This window comes from Loktanella sp. IMCC34160 (assembly GCF_004145845.1).
In the GTDB taxonomy this organism is placed as follows: Bacteria; Pseudomonadota; Alphaproteobacteria; order Rhodobacterales; family Rhodobacteraceae; genus SELP01.
In genome coordinates this window covers 41,311-62,812 of sequence record NZ_SELP01000001.1, presented here as the reverse complement: position 1 = coordinate 62,812, position 21,502 = coordinate 41,311, and the positions used below count along the sequence as shown (strand labels likewise).

The window sequence follows — 21,502 nt, the reverse complement described above, 5'->3', positions numbered from 1 at the left end:
AACATGAACCGTGACTGGATCGCCACCGCCCGCACCCTTTCCGAAGCGCTGCCCTATTTGCAGCGATATTCCGGCGCGGTCGTCGTCATCAAATTCGGCGGCAACGCCATGGGCGACGATAAGGCCATGGCCGATTTCGCCCGTGATATCGTGCTGATGCGGCAGGTCGGCGTGAACCCCGTCGTCGTCCACGGCGGCGGCCCGATGATCAACGATCTTCTGGGCAAACTGGGGATCGAATCGAACTTTGTGCGGGGCAAGCGCGTCACCGACAAGGCAACCGTTGAAGTGGTTGAAATGGTCCTGTCGGGCCTTGTGAACAAGCGTATCGTGCAGGCCATCAACGATCAGGGTGGCCGCGCCGTGGGCCTGTCGGGCAAGGACGACGACATGATCGTCTGCGAGGCCGACGACCCGGAACTGGGATTTGTCGGACGCCCCGTGGAAATGAACGTGCAGGTGCTGCGCGACCTGTTCAATGCCGGAATCATCCCGGTTGTGGCCCCCGTTGCCACCGGTATGGCCGACAATGAAACCTTCAACGTCAACGGTGACACCGCCGCCGGTGCCATTGCCGGGGCGCTGAAGGCCGACCGCCTTCTACTTTTGACGGACGTCGCGGGCGTGAAGGACGACAGCGGCGAAGTGGTGACCCAGCTGGCCCCCGATCAGGTGCGCGACATGACCACCAAGGGCGTGATCGCAGGCGGCATGATCCCCAAGACCGAAACCGCGCTCAAGGCGATCGAGGAGGGCGTGCGCGCCGTGGTCATCCTTGACGGTCGACTGCCCAATGCCTCGCTGCTTGAACTGTTCACCGAACACGGTGCCGGGTCGATCATCCGGTCCACGGAACCAAGCGTAAAGCCCCGCCGGGGATGACGCCGCTGGCCGAGATCGAGGCCCGGGCCGCCCGCAACCACCTTATGGTGGCCGGGGTCGTCGGCGGGGTCGAGACTCTTCCCAAAGGCGCGCAAAGCCTGATCCTTCTGGCCCCGGACGAACCCGCCTTCTGGCCCCGGATGACCGACAGCCCCGAATGGCAGGACGGGCGGTCCGATCCGATTGACCGCTGGTCCAAGCGGATCATCGGCAGTCTGGCGCAGACGCTGGGCGGCACCGCGATCTTTCCCAGCGATGGGCCGCCCTACGCGCCCTTCTTCACATGGGCGCTGCAAAGCGGGCGCTGCTGGGCCTCGCCAGTGAACCTGCTCGTCCACGACGTTGCAGGCTTGTTCATTTCCTTTAGGGGCGCCATCGCCCTGCCCTATGCCCTGCCCTCCAACTCCGGAACCCGCCCCTGCGATACCTGCGCGCAACCCTGCCTTGCCGCCTGCCCCGTGGGCGCCCTGACGGACGCGGGATATGACGTGCCTGCATGCCACGCACATCTGGACGCAACAGAGGGGGCGGACTGCCTGACCCGGGGCTGCCTTGTGCGTCGCGCTTGTCCGGTCGGGCAAGACCGGCGACTGCCCGAACAATCCGCTTATCACATGGGACGGTTTCACCGATGACCCTGCGCCTGATCCTGACCCGCCATGCGAAATCAAGCTGGGACGATCCCCTCGCCGAAGATCACGCCCGGGTGCTGAATGCACGCGGCCGGGCATCGGCCACCGCGATCGGCAAATGGCTGACCAGCAATGGCTACCTGCCGCAGGAAGTGCTGTGTTCCGATGCCGTGCGAACGGCCGAAACCTGGGCGCTGATCGCGGCGGAACTGCCCGACCCGCCACAGGCCGAGTATTTCCACCGGCTGTACCATGCGCCCGCCACCCGGATGCTGGCAACTCTGGCCATGGCCGGGGCCGACACGGTCCTGATGGTTGGGCACAATCCGGGTATCGGGGATTTCGCCTCTGGGCTGGCGGCCACGCCCCCGGCCCATCCTCGATTCCACGACTATCCAACTGCGGCGACGACCATCTTTGACTTTGACGCCGACAGCTGGGCCGATGTGCGCCCCGGCACCGGGCGGGTGGTGGATTTCACGACCCCCCGTGACCTGATCGGTTAGGACAACGAAAAAGGGCGGGCCAGATGGCCCGCCCCTGTCGTTCATTCCAATCGCTTAGTGGCCCAGGATCTGGCTGAGGAACAGCTTGGTCCGGTCCGACTGCGGGTTGTTGAAGAAGGGTTCCGGCTCGTTCTGTTCGACGATCTGGCCCTGATCCATGAAGATCACGCGGTTCGCCACCTGCCGGGCAAAGCCCATCTCGTGCGTGACGCACAGCATGGTCATGCCTTCCTCGGCCAGTTCGATCATGGTGTCGAGAACCTCCTTGATCATCTCGGGGTCAAGCGCCGAGGTCGGTTCGTCGAACAGCATGATCCGCGGCTTCATGCACAGCGAGCGGGCGATGGCCACACGCTGCTGCTGACCGCCCGAAAGCTGGCCGGGATATTTGTTGGCCTGTTCGGGGATCTTCACCTTTTCAAGGAAGTGCATCGCCGTTTCTTCGGCTTCCTTCTTGGGCACCTTGCGGACCCAGATCGGCGCAAGCGTGCAGTTCTCAAGGATCGTCAGATGCGGGAACAGGTTGAAGTGCTGAAAGCACATACCAACCTCGGACCGGATCTTGTCGATGTTCTTGAGGTCCGACGACAGTTCCGTCCCGTCCACCACGATCTGCCCTGCCTGATGTTCCTCAAGCCGGTTGATGCAGCGAATCAGGGTGGATTTTCCGGACCCGGACGGGCCACAGATCACGATCCGTTCACCGCGATGAACCGTCAGGTCGATATCCCGCAGGACGTGGAAGGTTCCATACCACTTGTTCATGTTGGTGATTTGGATCGCGACCTCGTCAGAGACCTGCATTTGGCTGCGGTTGATTTCTCGTTCGATAGCAAGTTCAGACATTTATGGTCTCCCTTAGCGGTGTTCGCGCTGGAGCTTCTTCTCCAGGAAAAGTGAGTAGCGGCCCATGCTGAAGCAGGCGATGAAGAACATCAGGCCGATGAAGATGAACAGTTCCCAATAGACGCCGTTCCAGTCCGTGGTTGCACGGACAGCCGATGCGATCCCAAGCGGGTCGAACAGGCCGATGAAGACGACAAGGGTGGTGTCCTTGAACAGGCCGATGAAGGTGTTCACGATCCCCGGGATCGAGATCTTCAGCGCCTGCGGCAGGACGATCAACTGCATGGATTGCCAGTAGTTCAGGCCAAGACTGTCGGCCCCTTCATACTGGCCCTTCGGCAAGGCGGCGAGACCGCCCCGGATCACCTCGGCGATATAGGCCGAGGAGAAGAAGGTCACCATGATGATCACCCGCAGGGTCAGGTCGAAATTCGTCCCCGGCGGCAGGAAGTAGTTCAGCAGAAGCTGGGCGGTGAACAGCCAGACGATCAACGGAATGCCCCGGATCACTTCGATAAAGGTGACGGAGGAATACTTGATGATCGGCAGGTTCGACTGACGCGCAAGCGCCAGAAGGATACCCAGTGGCAGCGACAGAACGATGGCCGAAAGCCCGATAACAGCCGAAAGCATGAAGCCCCCAAAAGCCCGGGATTCAACGAACTGGATCTCGATCGGCACCGCGCTCGCCAGCCCACTGGCCAGCGGCCCCGCAACAAACAGCCAATACAGGATCGGCAGCACGAAGATCAGGATCGTTCCGGCAAGCGTGCCGACGATCGGCGTCAGGAACTTGAGGGCAAGAAAGCCCACCACAAAGCCCAGCGCCACCGAAACCGGCAGCCAGATCGACCCGCCCCAAAGCAGCCAGAAGGCGACGAAGGGGACAAGCGCGGTCAGGATAAGCATCTTGCGGGGCAAGCCGGTGAACAGAACGGGCGCAAGCCCGGCCAGGAAGATCACCAGTGCCAGCGCCGGACGCCAGTACAATTCGCTGGGGTAATAGCCAAACACAAGCTGGTGCCAGCGATCCCCAAGAACCGCAAAGCAGGCGCCGCCGTGGCTATCCAACCCCTGTTCGGCAAGGATGTCCCGGCATTCTGTCAGGCTGTTTGCATCCCAGACCGAATTGAGCAGCCAGGGCGCGAGGGTCGAGATGACCACATAGATCACGACAAGCGACGCGATGGTGAGCAGCCCGTTGATCCACGAGCTGAACAGGTTTTCCCGCATCCACTTGAACACCCCCTTTTCCGCCAGCGGCGGTTCTTGCTGGGGCAGCATCTCGGTGCGGACGTAGCTGAGGTCGGTAGTACTCATATCAACGCTCCTTCAGCTTGACGCTATTGTTGTAGATGTTCATCCCACCCGAGATCAGCAGGCTGAGGATCAGGTAGAACAGGCCCAAGAGAAGCATCCCTTCCAGCTCTCGACCCGTCTGGTTGATGGTGATGCCGCCCAGGGTGGCGCGGACATCCATGTAACCCACGGCGATGGCGAGCGAGGAGTTCTTGGTCAGGTTCAGATACTGCGAGATCAGCGGCGGGATGATGACCCGCATTGCCTGCGGCAGGATGACAAGGTTCATCGTCTTGCTGGGACGCAGACCCAATGCAAACGCGGCCTCGGTCTGGCCCTTGTTGATGGCAAGGATACCGCCCCGGACGATTTCAGCGATGAAGGCGCCGGTATAAAGCGTCAGCGCCAGCCACAACGCCATGAGCGAGTTACGGATGTGCGTACCGCCCGAGAAGTTGAAGCCCTGAAGTTCAGGATAGCCAAGGTGGAACCCGAGATACCAAAGCAGCAGCCCGACCGGCACGAAGAACACCAGCAGGTTCACCCACCACGTCGTCGGCCTGACCCCCGTGGCGTCCTGAATCCGGTGCGCACGTTGATTGATCAGACGGATCAGCAGGATACTGGCGATGATCGTCAGGACGATTGCCGCCAGATCAATGCTGATCGCGAAATACAGGTCAGAGAAAATCCAACCCGGCTTCACGTCGACATCGCCAAGGCCGTTGGAGAACAGCGGCTCGGGCACATAGGTGCCGCGGTTGGTGATGGCGACGGTGTCCCCGAAGATCATCGAGGCCGCCGGGTCTTCGCCCCGGAAATCGCGGGGCTGCGGCGTGGATTCGTTGAAGACCGCAAAGATCAGCACGATCCACAGAAGCAGGGGAACGTTGCGGAAGCCTTCGACATAGACCGACATCAGCCGCGACACGATCCAGTTCTTCGACAGACGCAGGACCCCGGCGATCACACCGACAATCGTGGCGGCGACACAGCCCAGAACCGCGACCAGAAGCGTGTTAAGGATGCCGACAAGCGCCGCGCGCCCGTGGCTGGCCTGGCTGTCGTATTCGATCAGCCGCTGGTTGATGTCATAGCCCGCCGGCTGCCCAAGAAACCCGAAGTTGAAGTCCTTGCCCAGCGCATTGAGGTTTTCGATCGTGTTCGACACGAGCCAGAAGATCGCCGCCATCAACAGGATGAAGGCAACGGTCTGGATCGTCATCGACCGATAGCGGGTGTCGTAGATAAGCTGACTAGGCCGAAACCCCGGTTTCGGCGGGTCGGATAGGGTCGTCATTGATGTCTCTCCCCGGCGTCCCTTGGTGCGGCCCACCGGTTGATCCGGCGTGACCCAGTTTCACGGGACTGCGTGCATCGTCTTGTTGGAAAAAGGGCGCGGGATATCCCGCGCCCTTTTCCGTTCTGTATCTTACCGGAACGGCGGCGAGTAGATCAGGCCACCTTCGGTCCACTGGGCGTTCAGGCCACGGGCCAGACCGATCGGGGTGTTCTCACCGATGTTGGTTTCGAACAGTTCGCCGTAGTTGCCGCCAGCTGCGATGGCCTTGACGGCCCAGTCAGCTTCGAGGCCGAGCATGGCGCCCAGTTCACCTTCGGTGCCGAGCAGACGGTTCACTTCGGGGTTGCCGGTCGGGCCAGCGGCCAGTTCAGCAACGTTGGCCGAAGTCACGCCAAGCTCTTCTGCGGTGACCAGAGCGTTGAGGGTCCAACGCACGATGTCGCCCCACTCGTTGTCGCCGTGGCGAACCAGCGGGCCCAGCGGCTCTTTCGAGATGATTTCCGGCAGGATCACGTGATCGCCCGGGTTCTCGAAGGTGGCGCGGGTCGCGGCAAGGCCGGACGCATCGGTGGTGTAGGTGTCGCAGGAGCCAGCCAGATACAGCTGCTGACCTTCGGCGTTGGTTTCGATCGGCACCGGCTCGTAGCTGATGTTGTTGGCGCGGAAGAAGTCCGCGAGGTTCAGTTCGGTGGTGGTGCCGGTCTGAATGCAGACGGTCGCGCCGTCCAGATCCTTGGCCGAAGACACGCCGAGCGAACGGGGCACGATGAAGCCCTGACCGTCGTAGTAGTTCACGCCGGTGAATTCGAACTTCAGGTCGACGTCGCGCGAGAAGGTCCAGGTGGTGTTCCGGGCCAGCATGTCGACTTCGCCCGAAGCAAGAGCGGTAAAGCGGGTCTGACCAGTGGTCGGAACGAATTCAACGGCGGTTGCGTCGCCAAGGACGGCTGCGGCAACGGCGCGGCACATGCCGACATCGAAGCCTTCCCAGACGCCATTCGCATCGGGGGCCGCAAAGCCGGTCAGGCCGGTGGTGACGCCGCAGTTCAGCTTGCCGCGGGCGCGCACATCGTCAAGCGTGGCCGCCGAGGCAGCACCGGCGGCAAGACCAGCAACGGTCAGGGCGCCGAGGATTACGGATTTTTTCATTTTTACCTCTTCCTGAGTTTCCGCCCCTTGGATGGGGCGGCAGTTATCTTCCGTTCAGGTGAACGGTGGCGATACTTGAGAAGTTTCTCCCCTCTCAACAGGTCACAGAGTGTTCGGATTCATACCGGATGGTCAAGGGCGCTGGCGGGATTTAACACCACGTTCAACAGGAAATCGGCCCGACCTTGCCCGAATTTGCAGCCAATCGTCCCGTCATGCCCGTCTGGCGCACAGCGTGAAAATATCCGCAGCGGTCAGAAACGCCTGTTCTTTGATCGCGGCGGCCTCGGCTGCCTCGTCATCGACGCCCCATTGTTCCGCCTGCCAGGTCTCGTCCAACCGTGACAATTGCCAGGCCGCAGCTGCGTCCAGATGGCCGGATGTTACCGCGAACGCCAGCACCAGAGAGCCCGACAAGGCGATCAGATCATGGGCCGCGGCGAGGGAAAACGAATCGAATGAGGCAAGTTCGTCCCGAATCCGGGACAGGTTTTCGGCCGGTTGTTCGGCAAACATGACCCCCGCGACCGGACGCAGGGCGGTGCCGAATCTGGCATTCGCCCAAGCCAAGACCGGATCCCATTGTTCTGCTTGGCGGGTGACAAGTTCCTGCGGACCGGTGGCGCGGTAGCACAGCAGGTCCGTCTCGCCATAGGCGGCCAGCATGTCGATCACCTCTTCCCGCTGGATCGACAATTTGTCGATGGCGGCATTGGCCGACCGGGTCACCGGCATGGTGGTCGGGTCAACCAGATCCTGTTGCCCGTCCCATTCGGCGGCCACTGCCTCGGCATAGGCCTTCGTCGGGACGATCAGAACCGCTTTGGCAGGCGTGCGCACCTGACGCCCGTCAAGCAGAACCTGCCAGCCGCCGTCAGCCTCTGCGACCGTGGCGTCCTTCCAGAACCGTTTGGGCTTCCAGTTGCTCATCTCTACTGCTCCAAAACTTGTGCGATCAGGCCGGGAAGCTCTGCCGCCGTCCGCGCGACGGCATCCGCCTGCAACCTGTCCGCCGGGTGATACCCCCAGCCGACCCCGATTGTTTTGACGCCCGCCGCGCGCCCCATGTCCATGTCGTAGCTGGTGTCCCCGATCAGGACGGTATCGCGCGCCGCCATTCCGGTTTCGGATAGGGCCGCCAGAACCATCGACGGGTGCGGCTTGGAGGGGTGATGGTCGGCCACCTGCTGGGTTGTGAAATACTGCTCCAGCCCATGACCCTCGATCAACTTGGTCAGACCGCGCAGGGACTTTCCGGTTGCCACCCCCAGCACCGTCCAGGGATCGGCCCGAAGCCCATCCAGCACGTCGCGGATGCCAGGGTAAAGCGGGCTGGTCTGTTCGACAGGCGCCGCCTGTCGAAGGCTGACATAGGCATCCTTATAGGTCTCGACCATCCTGTCGCGCTGGACCTCGTCGACACCGGGCAACAGCCGTTCCATCGCAACGGGAAGGGACAGGCCGACGATGGATAGCACGTCCTCGCGCGATGGTACGGCCAGCCCTTCGGCCCCGAATGCGGCGGCCATGGACGAAAGGATATCCGCCTGACTGTCGACCAGCGTGCCGTCGACATCGAACAAAACCAGCCGCAGTTTACTCATCGGGCATGTTGAACGGATCAAGCGGCGCGTGGGTCACATCCCAGCCTACATAGTCCCATGTGGCCTGCATATGGGGCGGCAGCGGCGCCTCGAGCGTGATCATCTTCTTGGTGATGGGATGTTCAAAGATCAGCGTCCGCGCGTGCAGGTGAAGCCGCGCATCCGACACGCCGCCGCCCACGCCAGCGCCCCAGCCATCGCCCTGATTTTCCTGCGCCGAGCCGCCGTATTTCCCATCGCCGATGATCGGGTGGCCGATTTCGGCAATATGGGCGCGCAGCTGGTGCGTCCGGCCCGTCACGGGAACCATGGCAAGCCAGGCCATCCGGGTCCCAAGCGAGGTCAGCACGGCATAGTCGGTGACCGCCCGCTTTGCGCCTTCAGTCGCCTCCACCTCTTTGGGGTGGATGCACAGCATCTTTTCGCCCTCACCGCCGCGTCCGCGACCCGGCGCCTTGACCAGACCGTATTTAATCGTGCCCGCGCGGGGGTGCGGCGTGCCCGCCACGGCGGCCCAGTAGATCTTGCGCACATTGCGGTGGCGCAGCGCCTCGGACAGGCGGCGGGCAATCCGGTCGGTCCGGGCCAGCAGCAGAAGGCCCGAGGTGTCCTTGTCAAGCCGGTGGATCAGCTTGGGCCGCTCCTTGTAGCCGAATTTCAGCGCCTCGCTGAGGGCATCGACGTGGCGATCCCCCTGCCCCGATCCCCCCTGCGACGGCAGGCCAGAGGGTTTGTTCAGCGCGATGATGTGTTCGTCTTTCCACAACACGCAGGATTGGATCATTTGCGCGTCGGTCGGTTTGATCTTGCGCTCCATCTTGGGCGCGGGCTGGTCGGCGGCATCGCCCAGCGGCGGGATGCGCACGGTCTGCCCTTCGTCCAGCCGGGTTGCCGGTTTGACCCGGCCACCATCGACCCGCAACTCGCCCTTGCGGCACATCTTTTCAATGCGGCCCTGGGTCAGGTGCGGGAACTGTTTCTTCAGCCAGCGATCCAGCCGCTGTTCGGCGTCATCGGGGCCGATCTTCCGGTTCTGAACGCCACTCATGCCACTATCCCCCGTGCCAAGACCATGCCGACGGCCAATGCCGTGACAGACAGAACAACCGACCCAAGCACATAGGCCCCCGCCTGCGCCGTTGCCCCCCGTTCGATCAGGGTCATCGTGTCCAGCGAAAACGCCGAAAACGTGGTGAACCCACCAAGAACCCCGGTCATCAGGAAGGGCGCGAACCGCATTCCGCCCTTATGGGCCAGCACCACGACCAAGACGCCCATCAGGAACGATCCGGCCACATTGGCCACGACCGTGCCCCATGGAAATCCCGGCCCGACAAGGCGCATCACGGCCGTGTTGGTCAGGTAGCGGGCCGTGGCGCCAATGGCCCCGCCAGCGGCAATGGAAAGGAGTGTTGTCATCATGCGCACCCCTTGGCCCTTTGGGGGGAAAGAGTCAATTCCGGCCCTTGGCCTGCCGCTTTGCCCGCAGCCCCGCGAAGAAATCGACCCGCTTCTTCAGATCGCGTTCAAAGCCTCGATCGACGGGCTGGTAATAGACCCCGCGCTTCATCCCGTCCGGGAAATAGTTCTGCCCCGAAAATCCATCTTCCGCGTCGTGGTCATAGGCATAACCGGCCCCGTAGCCCTGATCTTCCATCAGTTTGGTCGGGGCGTTCAGGATGTGTTTCGGCGGCGGCTCCGAACCGGTCTTCTTTGCGGCCGCGCGGGCCGCCTTGTAGGCGACATAGCCCGCATTGGATTTCGGCGCGAGCGCGAGGTAGGTAACCGCCTGCGCCAGGGCCAACTCCCCTTCCGGGCTGCCCAGCCGTTCGTAGGTTTCCCAGGCATGCAGGCAGATTGTTTGGGCCTGCGGGTCGGCCAGGCCGATATCTTCGACCGCCATGCGGGTCAGGCGGCGGGCCAAGAACCTTGGGTCTTCGCCCCCTTCCAGCATCCGGGAAAACCAGTAAAGCGCCGCGTCCGGGTCGGACCCGCGCACGGACTTATGCAGCGCCGAAATCAGGTTGTAATGCTCGTCGCCCGATTTGTCGTATTTCGCCGCGCGCTTCATCAGCCGGGTGGTCAGCGCGTCCGGCCCCAGTTTCCCGTCGACCTTCCACGCCGCGACCTGTTCGATCAGGTTCAGCAGCGCGCGCCCGTCCCCATCGGCCATTTCCAGCAGCGCCTCGCGCGCGGGGCCATCCAGTGGCAGGGCGCGGCCCAGCTCTTTCTCGGCTCGCTGCGCCAACCGCTCCAGATCGGCAAGGGTCAGGCGGGTCAGGACCAGAACCTGCGACCGCGACAGCAGGGCGGCGTTCAGTTCAAAGCTGGGGTTTTCGGTCGTGGCCCCGACCAGAAGGATCGTACCGTCCTCCATATGCGGAAGGAACCCGTCCTGCTGCGCCTTGTTGAAGCGGTGAATTTCGTCCACGAACAAGAGAGTTCCCTTGCCGTTTCGATGGCGCAGCTTCGCCGCCTCGAACACCTTTCGCAACTCTGGCACGCCCGTGAAAATCGCGCTGATCTGTTCGAAATGCAGATCGGTTTCGCGGGCAAGCAACCGGGCGATCGTCGTCTTGCCCACCCCGGGCGGCCCCCAGAAAATCAGCGACGACAGCGAGCCAGAGGCCAGCATGACCCCAAGCGGCGCATCAGGACCCAACACCTGTTCCTGACCGATCACCTCGGACAGGGTGCGCGGCCGCAACCGGTCGGCCAGGGGCCGCGGCCCCTTTGGTGTGTCGGCGCTTGCCGCGGTATCGAACAGGTCTGCCATGGCCGCAGACTATGCCGCCACCATGGGCTTGGAAAGGCTCAGTGAAGCTGGGTGGAGAAGTCGATCCAGACCGCCTGATAGTCGATCCCGCCCATGTTCATGTTCCGCCCCGCCGCGCTCATTTCAAGGCTGCACCGGGCCGCCCAACGGTGCCAGTTCGATGGCAAGAGCGCCAGCATGCGGCGGATGCCCTCCTCGCGCGAGGTGCGCAGCATTTGCAGCACCAACCGCATCCGGACACGGTGCCGGATGGACGCGGGGATGTCATGGGCCACAAACCCCCGGGTCACTTCCCATGTGCCTTCGTCCACTGGGGCGGTCTCGAACAATAGATCCTCGGGGATCGAGTCCAGCAATCCGTTCTGCGCGTCCCGGATCATGTAGGAATAGATGCCGCAGCGTGCGGTTGTCGGGGTCAGCCGGACCCCGGCCAAAACCCGGCCGGTATCGTCGTGGACGGCAAGCCATCGGCTTTGCGGGGTATCGTACTGATCGTATTCCATGCCCATGGTTTCGGGCAGATCCCATTGGTTGCGAACTATGAAGGATTCCCGCCGGGCGCGCAGAATGTTAACAAATAGCTCGCCATGGTTGTGCATGTTGGCGAAAGATAGCGTGGTGCTGTACATCATCGTCTCCAGCGAGTGGGTTAGGGTCACACGACCCTGCCGTCACATCGCGAAGGATGGTCAGAGCAGCCGGTTGTCCCTTGCCCGCTGGATCGCTTCGGCGGTGGTTCTGGCCAGGAGGGCGCTGCGCGCCGATGAAAGCCTGGCCTTGAATGCGCTTTCGGATATCCCCAATCGTGCTGCGGCAGCTGCGTGACGATCCCCTTCGGCGACACACCGCAGGGCCTCTACTTGGGCGTCCGTCAAGGACTTTGGGGGTTCCGTTATGTCGTGGAGCTTGGCGATCTCGCCCGCGAAGTCCGCGATTTCATCATCGTTGAACTCTCGGTCAGCACGTGCGGCAGAGGCAATGGTGCGGGATTGCATGGGCCCATAGGACACTGCCACACCATAGATCATGCCAAATTCGCGTGCCTGTCCAAGAATGTTGAACGGGTCCGGGATCTCGATCTCGCTCCAGCGTGCGGCCCCGATCTGGCTAAACCCCCAGGCGATGATCGGGTCGCGAAGCGCATAGGCCTCCTCTGTATATCTGTCGGTCCAACCCTTGGGATAGGTCTGGTGGTGAAGCAGCGGCAGCGCGAAGCGGATGTGCAAGGCATAGAAGAACCCGCCCGGAGCAATGAGAGCGAGTTTGGTGGTGTGCGCTTCGATTCCAGATCTCAAGGACATGCCTTTTTAGACAAGTTGATCGAATCTCGGTCAACCTTAAATTGTGCTTTGTCGAAATAAACAATGAGTAGCGGTATGGGTGCGCAAGATCGCGATCTGGAACATGCATTTGAAAAATTGGAATTGGCGCAACGCGCTGAAATCATTTCATTTCTTGGGCTGGGGAATGAATTGAACGATTTCCTTGTGGAATCGTCGGCCCAAGAAACGAACACCGCGGCGGAAAGTAGCAGCCCGCGGAATTGATTGACGTAGGGTAAAGCAAAAAGGGCCCTGTCATTCGACAGAGCCCTTCAGAATTTCGTGCCGTGAAACGCGGCTATTATTCGTCCGCGACTTCTTCTTCGGCAAGGCGGGCCTTGTCGGCGGCACCCTTGGCGGCCGGGTCACGGTCGACCAGTTCGATGATGGCCATCGGGGCCATGTCGCCGTAGCGGAAGCCGGCCTTCAGGACGCGGGTGTAACCGCCGTTGCGTTCGGCATAGCGGGGCCCGAGCACTTCGAACAGCTTGGCAACGTGCTGGTCCTGCTTGAGCTGCGCCGCGGCCTGACGGCGGGCATGCAGATCGCCACGCTTCCCAAGGGTGATCATCTTGTCCATGATCCGCTTGAGTTCCTTGGCTTTCGGCAAGGTGGTCTTGATCTGTTCGTGTTCGATGAGCGAACCGGCCATGTTGGCCCAGAGGGCCTTACGGTGTTCGTGGGTCCGGTTCAGGCGGCGGTATCCGCGTGCGTGGCGCATTGTCTAGTCTCCAATCTGGTGCCCTCTACGGGCGTTTTTGCTTTGTCTGGCAGCCGATGCGTGTCAGCCGCTCTCCTTGGGGCGTTTTGCCCGGTTTGTACAAATTCGGGACGGTGAAACGCCCGATTTGTACATCGGCCCCCAACCGAAATCGGGGGCCGAAAATCCTTAGAACTGGTCTTCGAATTTCTTGGCCAGGTCTTCGATGTTGTCCGGCGGCCAATCCTCGACATCCATGCCAAGGTGCAGGCCCATGCCCGACAGAACTTCCTTGATCTCGTTCAGCGACTTGCGGCCGAAGTTCGGGGTGCGGAGCATCTCGGCTTCGGTTTTCTGGATCAGGTCGCCGATGTAGACGATGTTGTCGTTCTTCAGGCAGTTCGCCGAACGGACGGAGAGTTCCAGCTCGTCCACCTTCTTGAGGAGGAGCGGGTTGAATTCCAGACCGTCGTCGTCGGAGGACGCAGAGGCGCTTTCCGGCTCGTCGAAGTTGACGAAGATCCCGAGCTGGTCCTGAAGGATGCGAGCGGCATAGGCCACGGCATCTTCGGGGCTGATCGAGCCGTCGGTTTCGACCTTCATGGTCAGCTTGTCATAGTCCAGAACCTGACCTTCGCGGGTCGGCTGCACGTCGTAGCTGACTTTCTTGACCGGCGAGTAGATGGCGTCGATGGCCATCATGCCGATCGGCGCGTCTTCCGGCTTGTTCTTGTCGGCCGCGACATAGCCCTTACCGGTGTTGACGGTCAGTTCCATGTAGAGGTCGGCGGCTTCGTCGAGGTGGCAGATCACGTGATCCTTGTTCAGGATCTCGATCCCGGCGCTTTCCGAAATGTCAGCAGCGGTGACGATGCCCGGGCCCTTGGCCTGAACCGTCAGGCGCTTCGGCCCTTCGACTTCCATACGGATCGCGACACCCTTGAGGTTCAGCACGATGTCGGTCACGTCTTCACGCACCCCCGGCACCGAGGAGAACTCGTGCAGGACGTTGTCGATCTGGACGGCGGTGATGGCGGCGCCCTGCAGCGACGACATCAGGATGCGGCGCAGCGCGTTGCCCAGCGTCAGACCAAAGCCGCGCTCCAGCGGTTCGGCGACAACGGTCGCGGACCGCATCGGGTCATTGCCCGGCTTTACTTCAAGCTGGTTCGGCTTGATCAGTTCTGCCCAATTCTTGTGGATCATGCGTCCCTCCATTCCTGTCTGTGCCCCATGTCCGATTGGCCCAGACGCCCGAGGTTTCAAAATGACGGACTGGGGCCGCACCAAACGGGCGGGCCCCAGCCATAAAAATTCGCTTAGACGCGGCGGCGCTTCGGCGGACGGCAGCCGTTGTGCGCGATCGGCGTCACGTCGCGGATCGAGGTGATGTTGAAGCCAACAGCAGCCAGAGCGCGCAGTGCCGATTCACGGCCCGAACCGGGGCCCTGCACTTCGACTTCCAGCGTCTTAACACCGTGTTCCTGGGCTTTCTTGCCAGCGTCTTCAGCAGCAAGCTGAGCGGCGTAAGGGGTCGATTTCCGCGAGCCCTTGAAGCCCATGGTCCCGGCCGACGACCAGGCAATTGCGTTGCCCTGCACGTCCGAGATCAGGATCTTGGTGTTGTTGAAGGTGGAGTTCACATGCGCCACACCGGCGGCGATGTTCTTGGAGACCTTTTTCTTGCCCCCGCGGCGGGTATCACGTGCCATGATTGCAGCCCTCCCTTATTTCTTCTTACCGGCAATGGCCTTTGCGGGGCCTTTGCGGGTGCGAGCGTTGGTGTGGGTCCGCTGGCCGCGGACGGGGAGGTTGCGGCGATGACGCAGGCCACGGTAGCAGCCGAGGTCCATCAGGCGCTTGACGTTCATCTGCACTTCGCGGCGCAGGTCGCCTTCGACAGTGTAGTTGGCGTCGATATGTTCGCGGATGGCGAGCACTTCGGCGTCGGACAGTTCGTTGACCCGGCGGGTCAGGTCGATGCCAACGGCTTCGCAGATTGCGACGGCCGAGGTGTTACCGATACCGGTGATGTAGGTGAGGGCGATGGGAACCCGCTTTGCAGTCGGGATGTTCACGCCGGCAATACGTGCCACGTTTAGCTTCCTTTCGTTGCGGTTCCGTATTCCCGGAACCTTTTTTCACAACGGAGGCCCGACGGGTTTCCCCACGGGCCGCTGTCATTCGAGGTGATTGTCAGATGCGGGAGCGACCCGGAACCAACAGTTTGATTCCCTTGCGGGATGGGGCTGATTAGAGGGGATTGGGCAGAGGGTCAAGCCCCTGCCCGCCCGTTCTTAACCAAGCACCTTGGCGATGCTGGCGGCGACGTCGTCCATGCTGGCCAGACCATCGACCGACTGCAGCTGACCCTTGGCGTGGTAATAGCCGATCAGCGGGCTGGTCTGCTTGTAATAGGCCATCAGGCGGACCCGCAGGCTGTCTTCGTTGTCGTCCGCGCGGGCTGTGCCGCCGGCGGCCACGGCCTCGGCCGCGCGGCCAAGAATCCGTTCGACAAGCACGTCGTCATTGACCTGCAGCTCGATCACGTGATCAAGGCTTTGGCCCAGTTCGTTCAGAAGCGCACCCAGCGCATCGGCCTGCGCCAGTGTGCGCGGGAAGCCGTCGAAGATGAACCCGCCGTGATCGCCGCCCTGTTCAAGCTGTTCGCGGATCAGGCCGATCACGATCTCATCGGTGACAAGTTCACCGCGGTCCATGACCCCGGCAACGATCTTGCCCATCTCGGTCCCGGACGTGCGGGCGGCGCGCAGCATGTCACCGGTCGACAGCTGCACCATGTTGCGTTCATCCACAAGCCGTGCAGCCTGAGTACCTTTGCCCGCCCCCGGCGGTCCGAGAAGAATGATGTTCATCGACGCGACGGTCCCTTCGTCCGTTTCTTGGTTCCACGCTTTCCGCGCAGTTGCGATTTCTCGATCAGCCCTTCGTACTGGTGCGCCAGCAGGTGGGACTGGATCTGTTGGATCGTGTCCATCCCCACGGACACGATGATCAGCACTGACGTACCGCCAAAGTAGAAAGGAATCGAGAGTTGCGAGCGGATAATCTCGGGCATGAGACAAACTAGCGCAAGGTAGGCGGAGCCGAGGACCAGCACGCGGGTCACCACGTAGTCGAGGTATTCGGCGGTCCGCTTGCCCGGGCGGATACCGGGGACAAAGCCGTTCTGGTTCTTCAGGTTGTCGGCCACGTCATCGACCTTGAACGCCACTTCCTTGGTGTAGAAGTAGGTGAAGAAGACGATCATCGAGGTGAAGAACAGCAGATAGAGCGGCTGGCCCGGCCCGAAGTAGGCAAGGATCCACGACATGACCGGCCCGGCGGAGCCGCCCGAGAAGGTCGACAGGGTGGTCGGCAGCAGCAGCAGGGCCGAGGCGAAGATCGCCGGGATCACGCCCGCCGGGTTGACCTTGATCGGCAGGTGGCTGGACCCGCCATCATAAACCTTCATGCCCACCTGACGGCGGGGATACTGGATGTGGATCTTGCGCAGCGAGCGTTCCATGAAGACGACGAAGGCCAGCAGCAGGGCAAGACCAATGATCACGCCGATGATCAGAAGCGCGCCGGTTTCCCGGTTGGCGGCGGCGGTCGACAGGAATTGCGCGGCGGCGGCGGGCAGTTCGGCCACGATGCCCACGAAGATGATCAGCGAAATCCCGTTACCGATCCCGCGCGAGGTGATCTGTTCGCCCAGCCACATCAGGAACATGGTGCCCCCGACAAGGGTCAGGACGCAGGAGGCCTGGAAGAACAGGCCCGGATCGGACGCGAGGCTGCCGGCCTCAAGGCTGCGGGCAAGAGCGAAGGCCTGGAAGGTGGCCAGCACCACGGTGCCGTAGCGGGTGTATTGGTTGAGCTTCTTGCGGCCCTGCTCGCCTTCTTTCTTCAGCTGCTTCCAGGGTTCGTACATGGACCCAAGAAGCTGCACGATGATCGAGGCGGAGATATAGGGCATGATCCCCAGTGCGAAGATCCCCATCCGGCTGAGCGCGCCGCCGGTGAACATCGACAGGATGCCCCCGATACCGCTTGCCGCCTGTTCCATGAAGTCACGCAGGGCGCCCGTGTCAATCCCGGGAACCGGGATATAGGTGCCAAGACGGTAGACCATGAGAAGGCCGATGGTGAACAGGATGCGTTGCCGAAGCTCGGTTGCCTTGCCGAAGGCAGACCAGCTCAGGTTTGACGCCATTTGTTCTGCTGCTGAAGCCATTTAGGATCTCTTTTCGCTGAAACGCCGCCAACCGGGTCCCCGGGCGGCGGCGTTGGGAAAACTCTGTAAGCGATGTAAGCGCCGCGTGCGGCGCCGACAACCCTTTTACTCGGCCGCCACCGCGGAAGTGACCGTCAGCGAGCCGCCGGCCTTCTCCACCGCTTCGACAGCACCCTTGGAGGCACCGGTCACGGTGATGGTCGCCTTGGCGGTCAGTTCGCCCTTGGCCAGAACGCGGATACCGTCCAGCTTGCGACGGATCAGACCGGATTCCACGAGGGTGTCCTCGTTGATGTTGGCGGCGTCGAGCTTCTTGTCGTCGATGAACTTCTGGATCAGGCCCAGGTTGACGACGGCGAATTTCTTGCGGTTCGGCTTGTTGAAGCCACGCTTGGGCAGACGCTGGTAGAGCGGCATCTGGCCACCTTCGTAGCCCTTGATCGCCACACCCGAGCGGGATTTCTGACCCTTGATACCACGGCCACCCATTTTACCCTTGCCAGAGCCCGGGCCGCGGCCAACGCGCATACGCTTCTTGGTTGCGCCTTCGTTGTCACGAAGTTCGTGAAGTTTCATGTCGCTTCTCCTTTGCCGGAACTGCCCCCCAGCGACGGAACGGGCAAACACGGCTTTTCCAATTGAGTCGGGCCCCATCACGAGGCCACCGGGGGCGTATACGGGTTGGGGCCGGGACGTTCAAGCCCTCTGTGTGCTGTCGCGCCGGGTCTGCCGGGTTCAGGAAGTCGGCGACAACTCCGGGCACCGGACCAGAAACGGAGAGCAGTCAAAGAAGCTCCAATGCGTTGCCCGCCAACAAATACCGTCGGGTCCCCCAAATCGGAGTTCCCAGACCACCGGGACGCCTTCGTCCGTCATTCTGGTTTCACCGTCGATTTCCATTGTGATGGAATATGAGCTGTATTCGTGAACCCGGTAGACCAGCGGTTCATCCAGTTCGGCAATGTCGCTGAACATGATGTCCATTTCGTCGTTGAACGTGAAATAGCGGACCTGTTCGACGCAGACGTTTTCAACGGTGGTCCAGCCCCAGGGCGTCCTTTCGATCAGGTCGACCATCTGTCTGAGGTCATAGGCCGACGTCGCCCCGGCAAAGCCGACGGCAAAGACAATACTCGTAACCAACCTTGTGATCATGTTCGCCCCTCGATTGCGGTGAAGCCATGTTAGACACCGGCGCGTGCACCGCAAGATACCAACGCGGGCTTCTAGCGACCCGGTTTCGTCCTTGTGGTGAGCTGCACGACACCCAATGCGATACCGCCCAGAACCAAGACCGACGCGAGCACGGCCCGCGTTGTCAGCGGTTCCGACAGGAACAGCGCGCCGCCGATGAGCGCGAGAACCGGGGCGGACAGCTGCGCGATTGCGCCTTTGGTGGCCCCAAGCGACGGCAGAACCCGATACCAGAGCGCATAGCCAAGCCCCGAGGTGATGGCGCCGGAGAGGACGCCCAGCCAGATCCCGGGTGCCGACAGCGCCGGGCTTGGATGCAGCGCCAGACCGGCCAGAACCACCACGGGGCTGGCATAGAAGAAATTGGTGGTCGTGGCGGCCAGCGGGTCCGACACCCGCCGCCCGGCCAGCGAATAGACGCCCCATCCGACCGAGGCGATCACCATCAACCCGATGGAAAGGGGCGGCAGGGCGACGGTTTCGGTCGGCCAGACCAGATAGGTCAGCCCCGCCAGCGACACGGCCATGCCAAGCCAACGGGCCGCCGGCGGGCTTTCCCCTTCGGCCAAGGCCCCGGCAAACATGGTCAGCTGGACGCCTGCGAACAGCACCAGCGCGCCAAGACCGGCGTCGACATGTAGGTAGGCGTAGGAAAACCCGACCAGATAGGCCACCAGCCCCGCGATACCGCGCCAATCCGGGCGGAGCAGGACCGGTCGCGTCCGGGACTGGAGCGTCATGAGCAGCCAAAGCATGACCGCGCCGCTGAGAACCCGGACCGAGGCGAATTCAGAGGCGCCGATGTGTCCGCCTGACAGGGCTGCCCTGTTCAACAGGGAATTCGCCGCGAAGGCGATCATGGTGAGGCTGGTCAGCAGGAACAGACGCATCGGCGGGGCTTTCGTTGGGGTGCCCCCAGCATTGCCACAACCGGGTTCGGTTCCCAATCACCTTTGCGCTGGTGGGGTGTGATCCCTACTGACGGGCGCCTTGGGTCTGGTGCAGGTATTCAGTCCAGCAGGGGACGGGGCCGTTGGCCCAGGTGGTTTTGATCTTGGCGGCGAGGGTGCGGAGGAAGGTCATTGGGGTGCCTTTTGTCTGGGGTTGACCGCTGCCTACGCCCACCGTCCGCGCCGCACCACCGCCAATCCCGAAGCCCCGGAATGCAGAGAACGCATGGGAAGCAGGTTGCTCAATCGGAAAATGCATCAGGACCCAGGTCCTCAACCAACAAGGGGTTGGTTTGCTTCGTTTTGGGCCGAATATGCTTGAGAAGTCTATAGTCACATATCCAATCTCTAAAGCCATATCCCCATTTCGAGAAGCAATTGAAAAAAAGCAGATCCAATTCGGGCGAGCTTAGGTGTGCACGAACAATCTTGGAGTACTTTTGCTTGTCGCTCTCGTCCAAGTTGGAACGTTCAATATGGCGAATAGCATGATAAAGCAGCCTGAAGTAGGGGCCGAGATCTGTCTCTAGCTCCCTTTCGTAGTACTCTTCGTATTCGAGAACCTGATCAACATAATCATCAAATATCGGGATCGGGACCAACTCCCAGAAAGGGCCCTCTTCATCTGAATCCAAGATAATCTGCACCTGGTTAGGCAACTCGCTCGCATAGTAGTCTAGGACAGCCCTCCCATGTAGAGTGATATCTGAGTCGTTTTTTAGGACCAGACCATCAATATGCTGTGTCCAAAGGCCAACTATTGAGAACAATGAACTCTCAAAACGCTGTCTTGAAAACTCTTCACGTGTGTCCCGCAATTCTTGTCGTTGATATTCGAGCTCTTGTCTCTGCATCAGCAGTGTCGAGATTAGGCCCGCGAACGCGAAACCAGAGAATAGAGACGTGAGGACGCCAAACATATCGCCCGCAACGCCGACATTCTCCGGATTTCCGTAGATTTTCGGGAGGAAGATCCACCCGAGCAACCAGATCTCGGTAATAGCCAGGGTCGCAAAGATAAATGAAAGCAAACTGGCGCTCTTGCGAGCGGTGGCTTTGACTGCACCGTCTGCGGATGGCTTCGGGATCAGCAGCAACGCACCAATAACGACCAGTGCGCATAAGCCAACGATAACAAGAAACCAAAGAATCGCGTTCATTGAACTAGGAAATCAGAAAACCCTGAGTTCAGAAACAAGAAACGCCCCGACCATTTCTGGCCGGGGCGCTGCATGGTTGCTGTGCAACCGATGACTTAGCCGCGCTCTTCGATGATCTCGACGAGGTGCGGGATGCTTTCGACCATGCCGCGGATCGACGGGGTGTCTTCCAGCTCGCGGGTCTTGTGCATCTTGTTCAGGCCAAGGCCAACCAGCGTGGCACGCTGTTTGGCGGGGCGGCGGATCGGCGAGCCGATCTGCTTGACGACGATGGTTTTTGCCATGGGTCCGTCTCCTTACGCTTCGGCTTCGGCAGGGGCATCGCCCTTGGAGCCGAGGATGTCAGCGACCTTCTTGCCACGACGCTGAGCGACGTTGCGCGGCGACTGCGACTTCTGCAGGCCGTCGAGGGTGGCGCGGATCATGTTGTAGGGGTTCTGCGAGCCGTTCGACTTGGCGACGACGTCCTGAACACCCAGCATTTCGAACACGGCACGCATCGGACCACCGGCGATGATCCCGGTCCCGGTCGGCGCGGTGCGCATGATGACCTTACCGGCGCCGTGACGGCCTTCGATGTCGTGGTGCAGCGTGCGGCCTTCGCGCAGCGGCACGCGGATCATCTGGCGCTTGGCTTGTTCGGTGGCTTTACGGATGGCCTCGGGGACCTCCTTGGCCTTGCCCTTACCAAAGCCGACGCGGCCTTTCTGGTCGCCCACGACGACGAGAGCGGCGAAGCCAAAGCGCTTACCACCTTTCACGGTCTTGGACACACGGTTGATCGCGACGAGGCGATCGGCGAATTCGGGGGCTTCTTCGCGTTCGCGACGATTCCCACGCTGTTGCGGTTCACGAGCCATTTGGCTTCCTCTCTCAAGGCGCGACGGGCGCGCCGTTCAACTCGATCCTTGGTGCACGCGACAGGCGCGGGCCCGGATC

General features: G+C 61.6%; 27 protein-coding genes. 4 read left to right on the top strand and 23 right to left on the bottom strand.

Annotated features, from left to right (window positions below; all coding sequences use genetic code 11):
- Nucleotides 1–3 precede the first annotated feature (3 nt).
- The 3 genes from argB to EU803_RS00370 are packed head-to-tail and all read left to right on the top strand — an operon-like array spanning nucleotide 4 to nucleotide 2,020.
- The gene (gene argB / locus EU803_RS00380; RefSeq protein ID WP_129678875.1) at nucleotides 4–882 is read left to right on the top strand and encodes an acetylglutamate kinase; all 879 of its coding nucleotides are present in this window, start codon (nucleotides 4–6) and stop codon (nucleotides 880–882) included.
- On the top strand, nucleotides 879–1,517 hold the full coding sequence (locus tag EU803_RS00375) for a ferredoxin (RefSeq protein WP_129678874.1): 639 nt from the start codon (nucleotides 879–881) through the stop codon (nucleotides 1,515–1,517). Before argB ends, EU803_RS00375 begins: the two co-directional genes overlap by 4 nt.
- On the top strand, nucleotides 1,514–2,020 hold the full coding sequence (locus tag EU803_RS00370) for a histidine phosphatase family protein (protein ID WP_129678873.1): 507 nt from the start codon (nucleotides 1,514–1,516) through the stop codon (nucleotides 2,018–2,020). The genes EU803_RS00375 and EU803_RS00370 overlap by 4 nt, the downstream gene beginning before the upstream one ends.
- A 54-nt stretch (nucleotides 2,021–2,074) precedes the next feature.
- Here the strand turns inward: EU803_RS00370 and EU803_RS00365 are convergent, their stop codons facing one another.
- The 11 genes from EU803_RS00365 to EU803_RS00315 all read right to left on the bottom strand — a co-directional run bounded on the left by EU803_RS00365 (nucleotide 2,075) and on the right by EU803_RS00315 (nucleotide 12,298).
- Nucleotides 2,075–2,866, bottom strand: a complete 792-nt coding sequence (locus tag EU803_RS00365; protein WP_129678872.1) for an amino acid ABC transporter ATP-binding protein — start codon at nucleotides 2,864–2,866, stop codon at nucleotides 2,075–2,077.
- Nucleotides 2,867–2,878: 12 nt separating this feature from the next.
- Nucleotides 2,879–4,186 (bottom strand): amino acid ABC transporter permease, encoded by a 1,308-nt coding sequence (locus EU803_RS00360; protein ID WP_129678871.1) that lies wholly within the window; start codon nucleotides 4,184–4,186, stop codon nucleotides 2,879–2,881.
- Between the two features lies 1 nt (nucleotide 4,187).
- Nucleotides 4,188–5,465, bottom strand: a complete 1,278-nt coding sequence (locus tag EU803_RS00355) for an ABC transporter permease subunit (RefSeq protein WP_129678870.1) — start codon at nucleotides 5,463–5,465, stop codon at nucleotides 4,188–4,190.
- Nucleotides 5,466–5,597: 132 nt separating this feature from the next.
- Nucleotides 5,598–6,617 carry an amino acid ABC transporter substrate-binding protein gene (locus EU803_RS00350; RefSeq protein ID WP_129678869.1) on the bottom strand — a complete coding sequence of 340 codons (1,020 nt, stop codon included), beginning with the start codon at nucleotides 6,615–6,617 and terminating at the stop codon, nucleotides 5,598–5,600.
- Nucleotides 6,618–6,830: 213 nt separating this feature from the next.
- Entirely contained in the window at nucleotides 6,831–7,547 is a 717-nt protein-coding gene (locus EU803_RS00345) for an ATP12 family protein (protein ID WP_129678868.1), read from the bottom strand.
- A 2-nt stretch (nucleotides 7,548–7,549) separates the two neighbouring features.
- On the bottom strand, nucleotides 7,550–8,221 hold the full coding sequence (locus EU803_RS00340) for an HAD-IA family hydrolase (RefSeq protein WP_129678867.1): 672 nt from the start codon (nucleotides 8,219–8,221) through the stop codon (nucleotides 7,550–7,552).
- On the bottom strand, nucleotides 8,214–9,269 hold the full coding sequence (locus EU803_RS00335; protein WP_129678866.1) for an RluA family pseudouridine synthase: 1,056 nt from the start codon (nucleotides 9,267–9,269) through the stop codon (nucleotides 8,214–8,216). Before EU803_RS00335 ends, EU803_RS00340 begins: the two co-directional genes overlap by 8 nt.
- Nucleotides 9,266–9,643: a fluoride efflux transporter CrcB gene (crcB, locus tag EU803_RS00330; protein WP_129678865.1), complete on the bottom strand. Its 378-nt coding sequence runs from the start codon at nucleotides 9,641–9,643 to the stop codon at nucleotides 9,266–9,268. The genes EU803_RS00335 and crcB overlap by 4 nt, the downstream gene beginning before the upstream one ends.
- Before the next feature lie 31 nt (nucleotides 9,644–9,674).
- The gene (locus EU803_RS00325) at nucleotides 9,675–10,997 is read right to left on the bottom strand and encodes a replication-associated recombination protein A (RefSeq protein WP_129678864.1); all 1,323 of its coding nucleotides are present in this window, start codon (nucleotides 10,995–10,997) and stop codon (nucleotides 9,675–9,677) included.
- Between the two features lie 38 nt (nucleotides 10,998–11,035).
- Complete coding sequence (locus tag EU803_RS00320; RefSeq protein WP_129680103.1) at nucleotides 11,036–11,626, bottom strand: acyl-homoserine-lactone synthase; 591 nt, start codon at nucleotides 11,624–11,626, stop codon at nucleotides 11,036–11,038.
- Between the two features lie 60 nt (nucleotides 11,627–11,686).
- A complete protein-coding gene (locus tag EU803_RS00315; protein ID WP_129678863.1) occupies nucleotides 11,687–12,298 on the bottom strand; it encodes an autoinducer binding domain-containing protein in 612 nt (203 codons plus the stop codon).
- Nucleotides 12,299–12,361: 63 nt separating this feature from the next.
- Between EU803_RS00315 and EU803_RS00310 the strand changes: the two genes are divergently transcribed.
- Complete coding sequence (locus EU803_RS00310; protein ID WP_129678862.1) at nucleotides 12,362–12,544, top strand: hypothetical protein; 183 nt, start codon at nucleotides 12,362–12,364, stop codon at nucleotides 12,542–12,544.
- A 76-nt stretch (nucleotides 12,545–12,620) separates the two neighbouring features.
- Here the strand turns inward: EU803_RS00310 and rplQ are convergent, their stop codons facing one another.
- The 12 genes from rplQ to rpsE form a co-directional block, all read right to left on the bottom strand.
- Nucleotides 12,621–13,040, bottom strand: coding sequence for a 50S ribosomal protein L17 (rplQ, locus tag EU803_RS00305; protein ID WP_129678861.1), 420 nt, complete (start codon nucleotides 13,038–13,040; stop codon nucleotides 12,621–12,623).
- Nucleotides 13,041–13,208: 168 nt separating this feature from the next.
- Nucleotides 13,209–14,225 (bottom strand): DNA-directed RNA polymerase subunit alpha, encoded by a 1,017-nt coding sequence (locus tag EU803_RS00300; protein WP_165352733.1) that lies wholly within the window; start codon nucleotides 14,223–14,225, stop codon nucleotides 13,209–13,211.
- Between the two features lie 113 nt (nucleotides 14,226–14,338).
- The gene (rpsK, locus tag EU803_RS00295; protein WP_129678859.1) at nucleotides 14,339–14,731 is read right to left on the bottom strand and encodes a 30S ribosomal protein S11; all 393 of its coding nucleotides are present in this window, start codon (nucleotides 14,729–14,731) and stop codon (nucleotides 14,339–14,341) included.
- Between the two features lie 15 nt (nucleotides 14,732–14,746).
- Nucleotides 14,747–15,115, bottom strand: coding sequence for a 30S ribosomal protein S13 (gene rpsM / locus EU803_RS00290; RefSeq protein ID WP_129678858.1), 369 nt, complete (start codon nucleotides 15,113–15,115; stop codon nucleotides 14,747–14,749).
- 201 nt (nucleotides 15,116–15,316) lie between these two features.
- Complete coding sequence (locus tag EU803_RS00285; RefSeq protein WP_129678857.1) at nucleotides 15,317–15,895, bottom strand: adenylate kinase; 579 nt, start codon at nucleotides 15,893–15,895, stop codon at nucleotides 15,317–15,319.
- Nucleotides 15,892–17,238 carry a preprotein translocase subunit SecY gene (gene secY, locus EU803_RS00280; RefSeq protein ID WP_129680101.1) on the bottom strand — a complete coding sequence of 449 codons (1,347 nt, stop codon included), beginning with the start codon at nucleotides 17,236–17,238 and terminating at the stop codon, nucleotides 15,892–15,894. The genes EU803_RS00285 and secY overlap by 4 nt, the downstream gene beginning before the upstream one ends.
- 126 nt (nucleotides 17,239–17,364) lie before the next feature.
- Entirely contained in the window at nucleotides 17,365–17,835 is a 471-nt protein-coding gene (gene rplO / locus EU803_RS00275) for a 50S ribosomal protein L15 (protein ID WP_129678856.1), read from the bottom strand.
- Nucleotides 17,836–17,994: 159 nt separating this feature from the next.
- Nucleotides 17,995–18,336: a hypothetical protein gene (locus EU803_RS00270; RefSeq protein WP_129678855.1), complete on the bottom strand. Its 342-nt coding sequence runs from the start codon at nucleotides 18,334–18,336 to the stop codon at nucleotides 17,995–17,997.
- A 149-nt stretch (nucleotides 18,337–18,485) separates the two neighbouring features.
- Nucleotides 18,486–19,343 (bottom strand): DMT family transporter, encoded by an 858-nt coding sequence (locus tag EU803_RS00265; protein ID WP_129678854.1) that lies wholly within the window; start codon nucleotides 19,341–19,343, stop codon nucleotides 18,486–18,488.
- A gap of 302 nt (nucleotides 19,344–19,645) precedes the next feature.
- Nucleotides 19,646–20,563, bottom strand: coding sequence for a putative phage abortive infection protein (locus EU803_RS00260; RefSeq protein ID WP_129678853.1), 918 nt, complete (start codon nucleotides 20,561–20,563; stop codon nucleotides 19,646–19,648).
- A 95-nt stretch (nucleotides 20,564–20,658) separates the two neighbouring features.
- Complete coding sequence (gene rpmD / locus EU803_RS00255; RefSeq protein ID WP_129678852.1) at nucleotides 20,659–20,847, bottom strand: 50S ribosomal protein L30; 189 nt, start codon at nucleotides 20,845–20,847, stop codon at nucleotides 20,659–20,661.
- A gap of 12 nt (nucleotides 20,848–20,859) precedes the next feature.
- The gene (rpsE, locus tag EU803_RS00250; RefSeq protein ID WP_129678851.1) at nucleotides 20,860–21,423 is read right to left on the bottom strand and encodes a 30S ribosomal protein S5; all 564 of its coding nucleotides are present in this window, start codon (nucleotides 21,421–21,423) and stop codon (nucleotides 20,860–20,862) included.
- Between the last annotated feature and the right edge of the window lie 79 nt (nucleotides 21,424–21,502).

Excerpts from the sequence above, each read along its gene's own strand:
- argB (WP_129678875.1), top strand. The coding sequence starts at position 4 with ATGAACCGTGACTGGATCGCCACCGCCCGCACCCTTTCCGAAGCGCTG.
- EU803_RS00375 (WP_129678874.1), top strand. The coding sequence starts at position 879 with ATGACGCCGCTGGCCGAGATCGAGGCCCGGGCCGCCCGCAACCACCTT.
- EU803_RS00370 (WP_129678873.1), top strand. The coding sequence starts at position 1,514 with ATGACCCTGCGCCTGATCCTGACCCGCCATGCGAAATCAAGCTGGGAC.
- EU803_RS00365 (WP_129678872.1), bottom strand. The coding sequence starts at position 2,866 with ATGTCTGAACTTGCTATCGAACGAGAAATCAACCGCAGCCAAATGCAG.
- EU803_RS00360 (WP_129678871.1), bottom strand. The coding sequence starts at position 4,186 with ATGAGTACTACCGACCTCAGCTACGTCCGCACCGAGATGCTGCCCCAG.
- EU803_RS00355 (WP_129678870.1), bottom strand. The coding sequence starts at position 5,465 with ATGACGACCCTATCCGACCCGCCGAAACCGGGGTTTCGGCCTAGTCAG.
- EU803_RS00350 (WP_129678869.1), bottom strand. The coding sequence starts at position 6,617 with ATGAAAAAATCCGTAATCCTCGGCGCCCTGACCGTTGCTGGTCTTGCC.
- EU803_RS00345 (WP_129678868.1), bottom strand. The coding sequence starts at position 7,547 with ATGAGCAACTGGAAGCCCAAACGGTTCTGGAAGGACGCCACGGTCGCA.
- EU803_RS00340 (WP_129678867.1), bottom strand. The coding sequence starts at position 8,221 with ATGAGTAAACTGCGGCTGGTTTTGTTCGATGTCGACGGCACGCTGGTC.
- EU803_RS00335 (WP_129678866.1), bottom strand. The coding sequence starts at position 9,269 with ATGAGTGGCGTTCAGAACCGGAAGATCGGCCCCGATGACGCCGAACAG.
- crcB (WP_129678865.1), bottom strand. The coding sequence starts at position 9,643 with ATGATGACAACACTCCTTTCCATTGCCGCTGGCGGGGCCATTGGCGCC.
- EU803_RS00325 (WP_129678864.1), bottom strand. The coding sequence starts at position 10,997 with ATGGCAGACCTGTTCGATACCGCGGCAAGCGCCGACACACCAAAGGGG.
- EU803_RS00320 (WP_129680103.1), bottom strand. The coding sequence starts at position 11,626 with ATGTACAGCACCACGCTATCTTTCGCCAACATGCACAACCATGGCGAG.
- EU803_RS00315 (WP_129678863.1), bottom strand. The coding sequence starts at position 12,298 with ATGTCCTTGAGATCTGGAATCGAAGCGCACACCACCAAACTCGCTCTC.
- EU803_RS00310 (WP_129678862.1), top strand. The coding sequence starts at position 12,362 with ATGAGTAGCGGTATGGGTGCGCAAGATCGCGATCTGGAACATGCATTT.
- rplQ (WP_129678861.1), bottom strand. The coding sequence starts at position 13,040 with ATGCGCCACGCACGCGGATACCGCCGCCTGAACCGGACCCACGAACAC.
- EU803_RS00300 (WP_165352733.1), bottom strand. The coding sequence starts at position 14,225 with ATGATCCACAAGAATTGGGCAGAACTGATCAAGCCGAACCAGCTTGAA.
- rpsK (WP_129678859.1), bottom strand. The coding sequence starts at position 14,731 with ATGGCACGTGATACCCGCCGCGGGGGCAAGAAAAAGGTCTCCAAGAAC.
- EU803_RS00285 (WP_129678857.1), bottom strand. The coding sequence starts at position 15,895 with ATGAACATCATTCTTCTCGGACCGCCGGGGGCGGGCAAAGGTACTCAG.
- secY (WP_129680101.1), bottom strand. The coding sequence starts at position 17,238 with ATGGCGTCAAACCTGAGCTGGTCTGCCTTCGGCAAGGCAACCGAGCTT.
- rplO (WP_129678856.1), bottom strand. The coding sequence starts at position 17,835 with ATGAAACTTCACGAACTTCGTGACAACGAAGGCGCAACCAAGAAGCGT.
- EU803_RS00270 (WP_129678855.1), bottom strand. The coding sequence starts at position 18,336 with ATGGTCGACCTGATCGAAAGGACGCCCTGGGGCTGGACCACCGTTGAA.
- EU803_RS00265 (WP_129678854.1), bottom strand. The coding sequence starts at position 19,343 with ATGCGTCTGTTCCTGCTGACCAGCCTCACCATGATCGCCTTCGCGGCG.
- EU803_RS00260 (WP_129678853.1), bottom strand. The coding sequence starts at position 20,563 with ATGAACGCGATTCTTTGGTTTCTTGTTATCGTTGGCTTATGCGCACTG.
- rpmD (WP_129678852.1), bottom strand. The coding sequence starts at position 20,847 with ATGGCAAAAACCATCGTCGTCAAGCAGATCGGCTCGCCGATCCGCCGC.
- rpsE (WP_129678851.1), bottom strand. The coding sequence starts at position 21,423 with ATGGCTCGTGAACCGCAACAGCGTGGGAATCGTCGCGAACGCGAAGAA.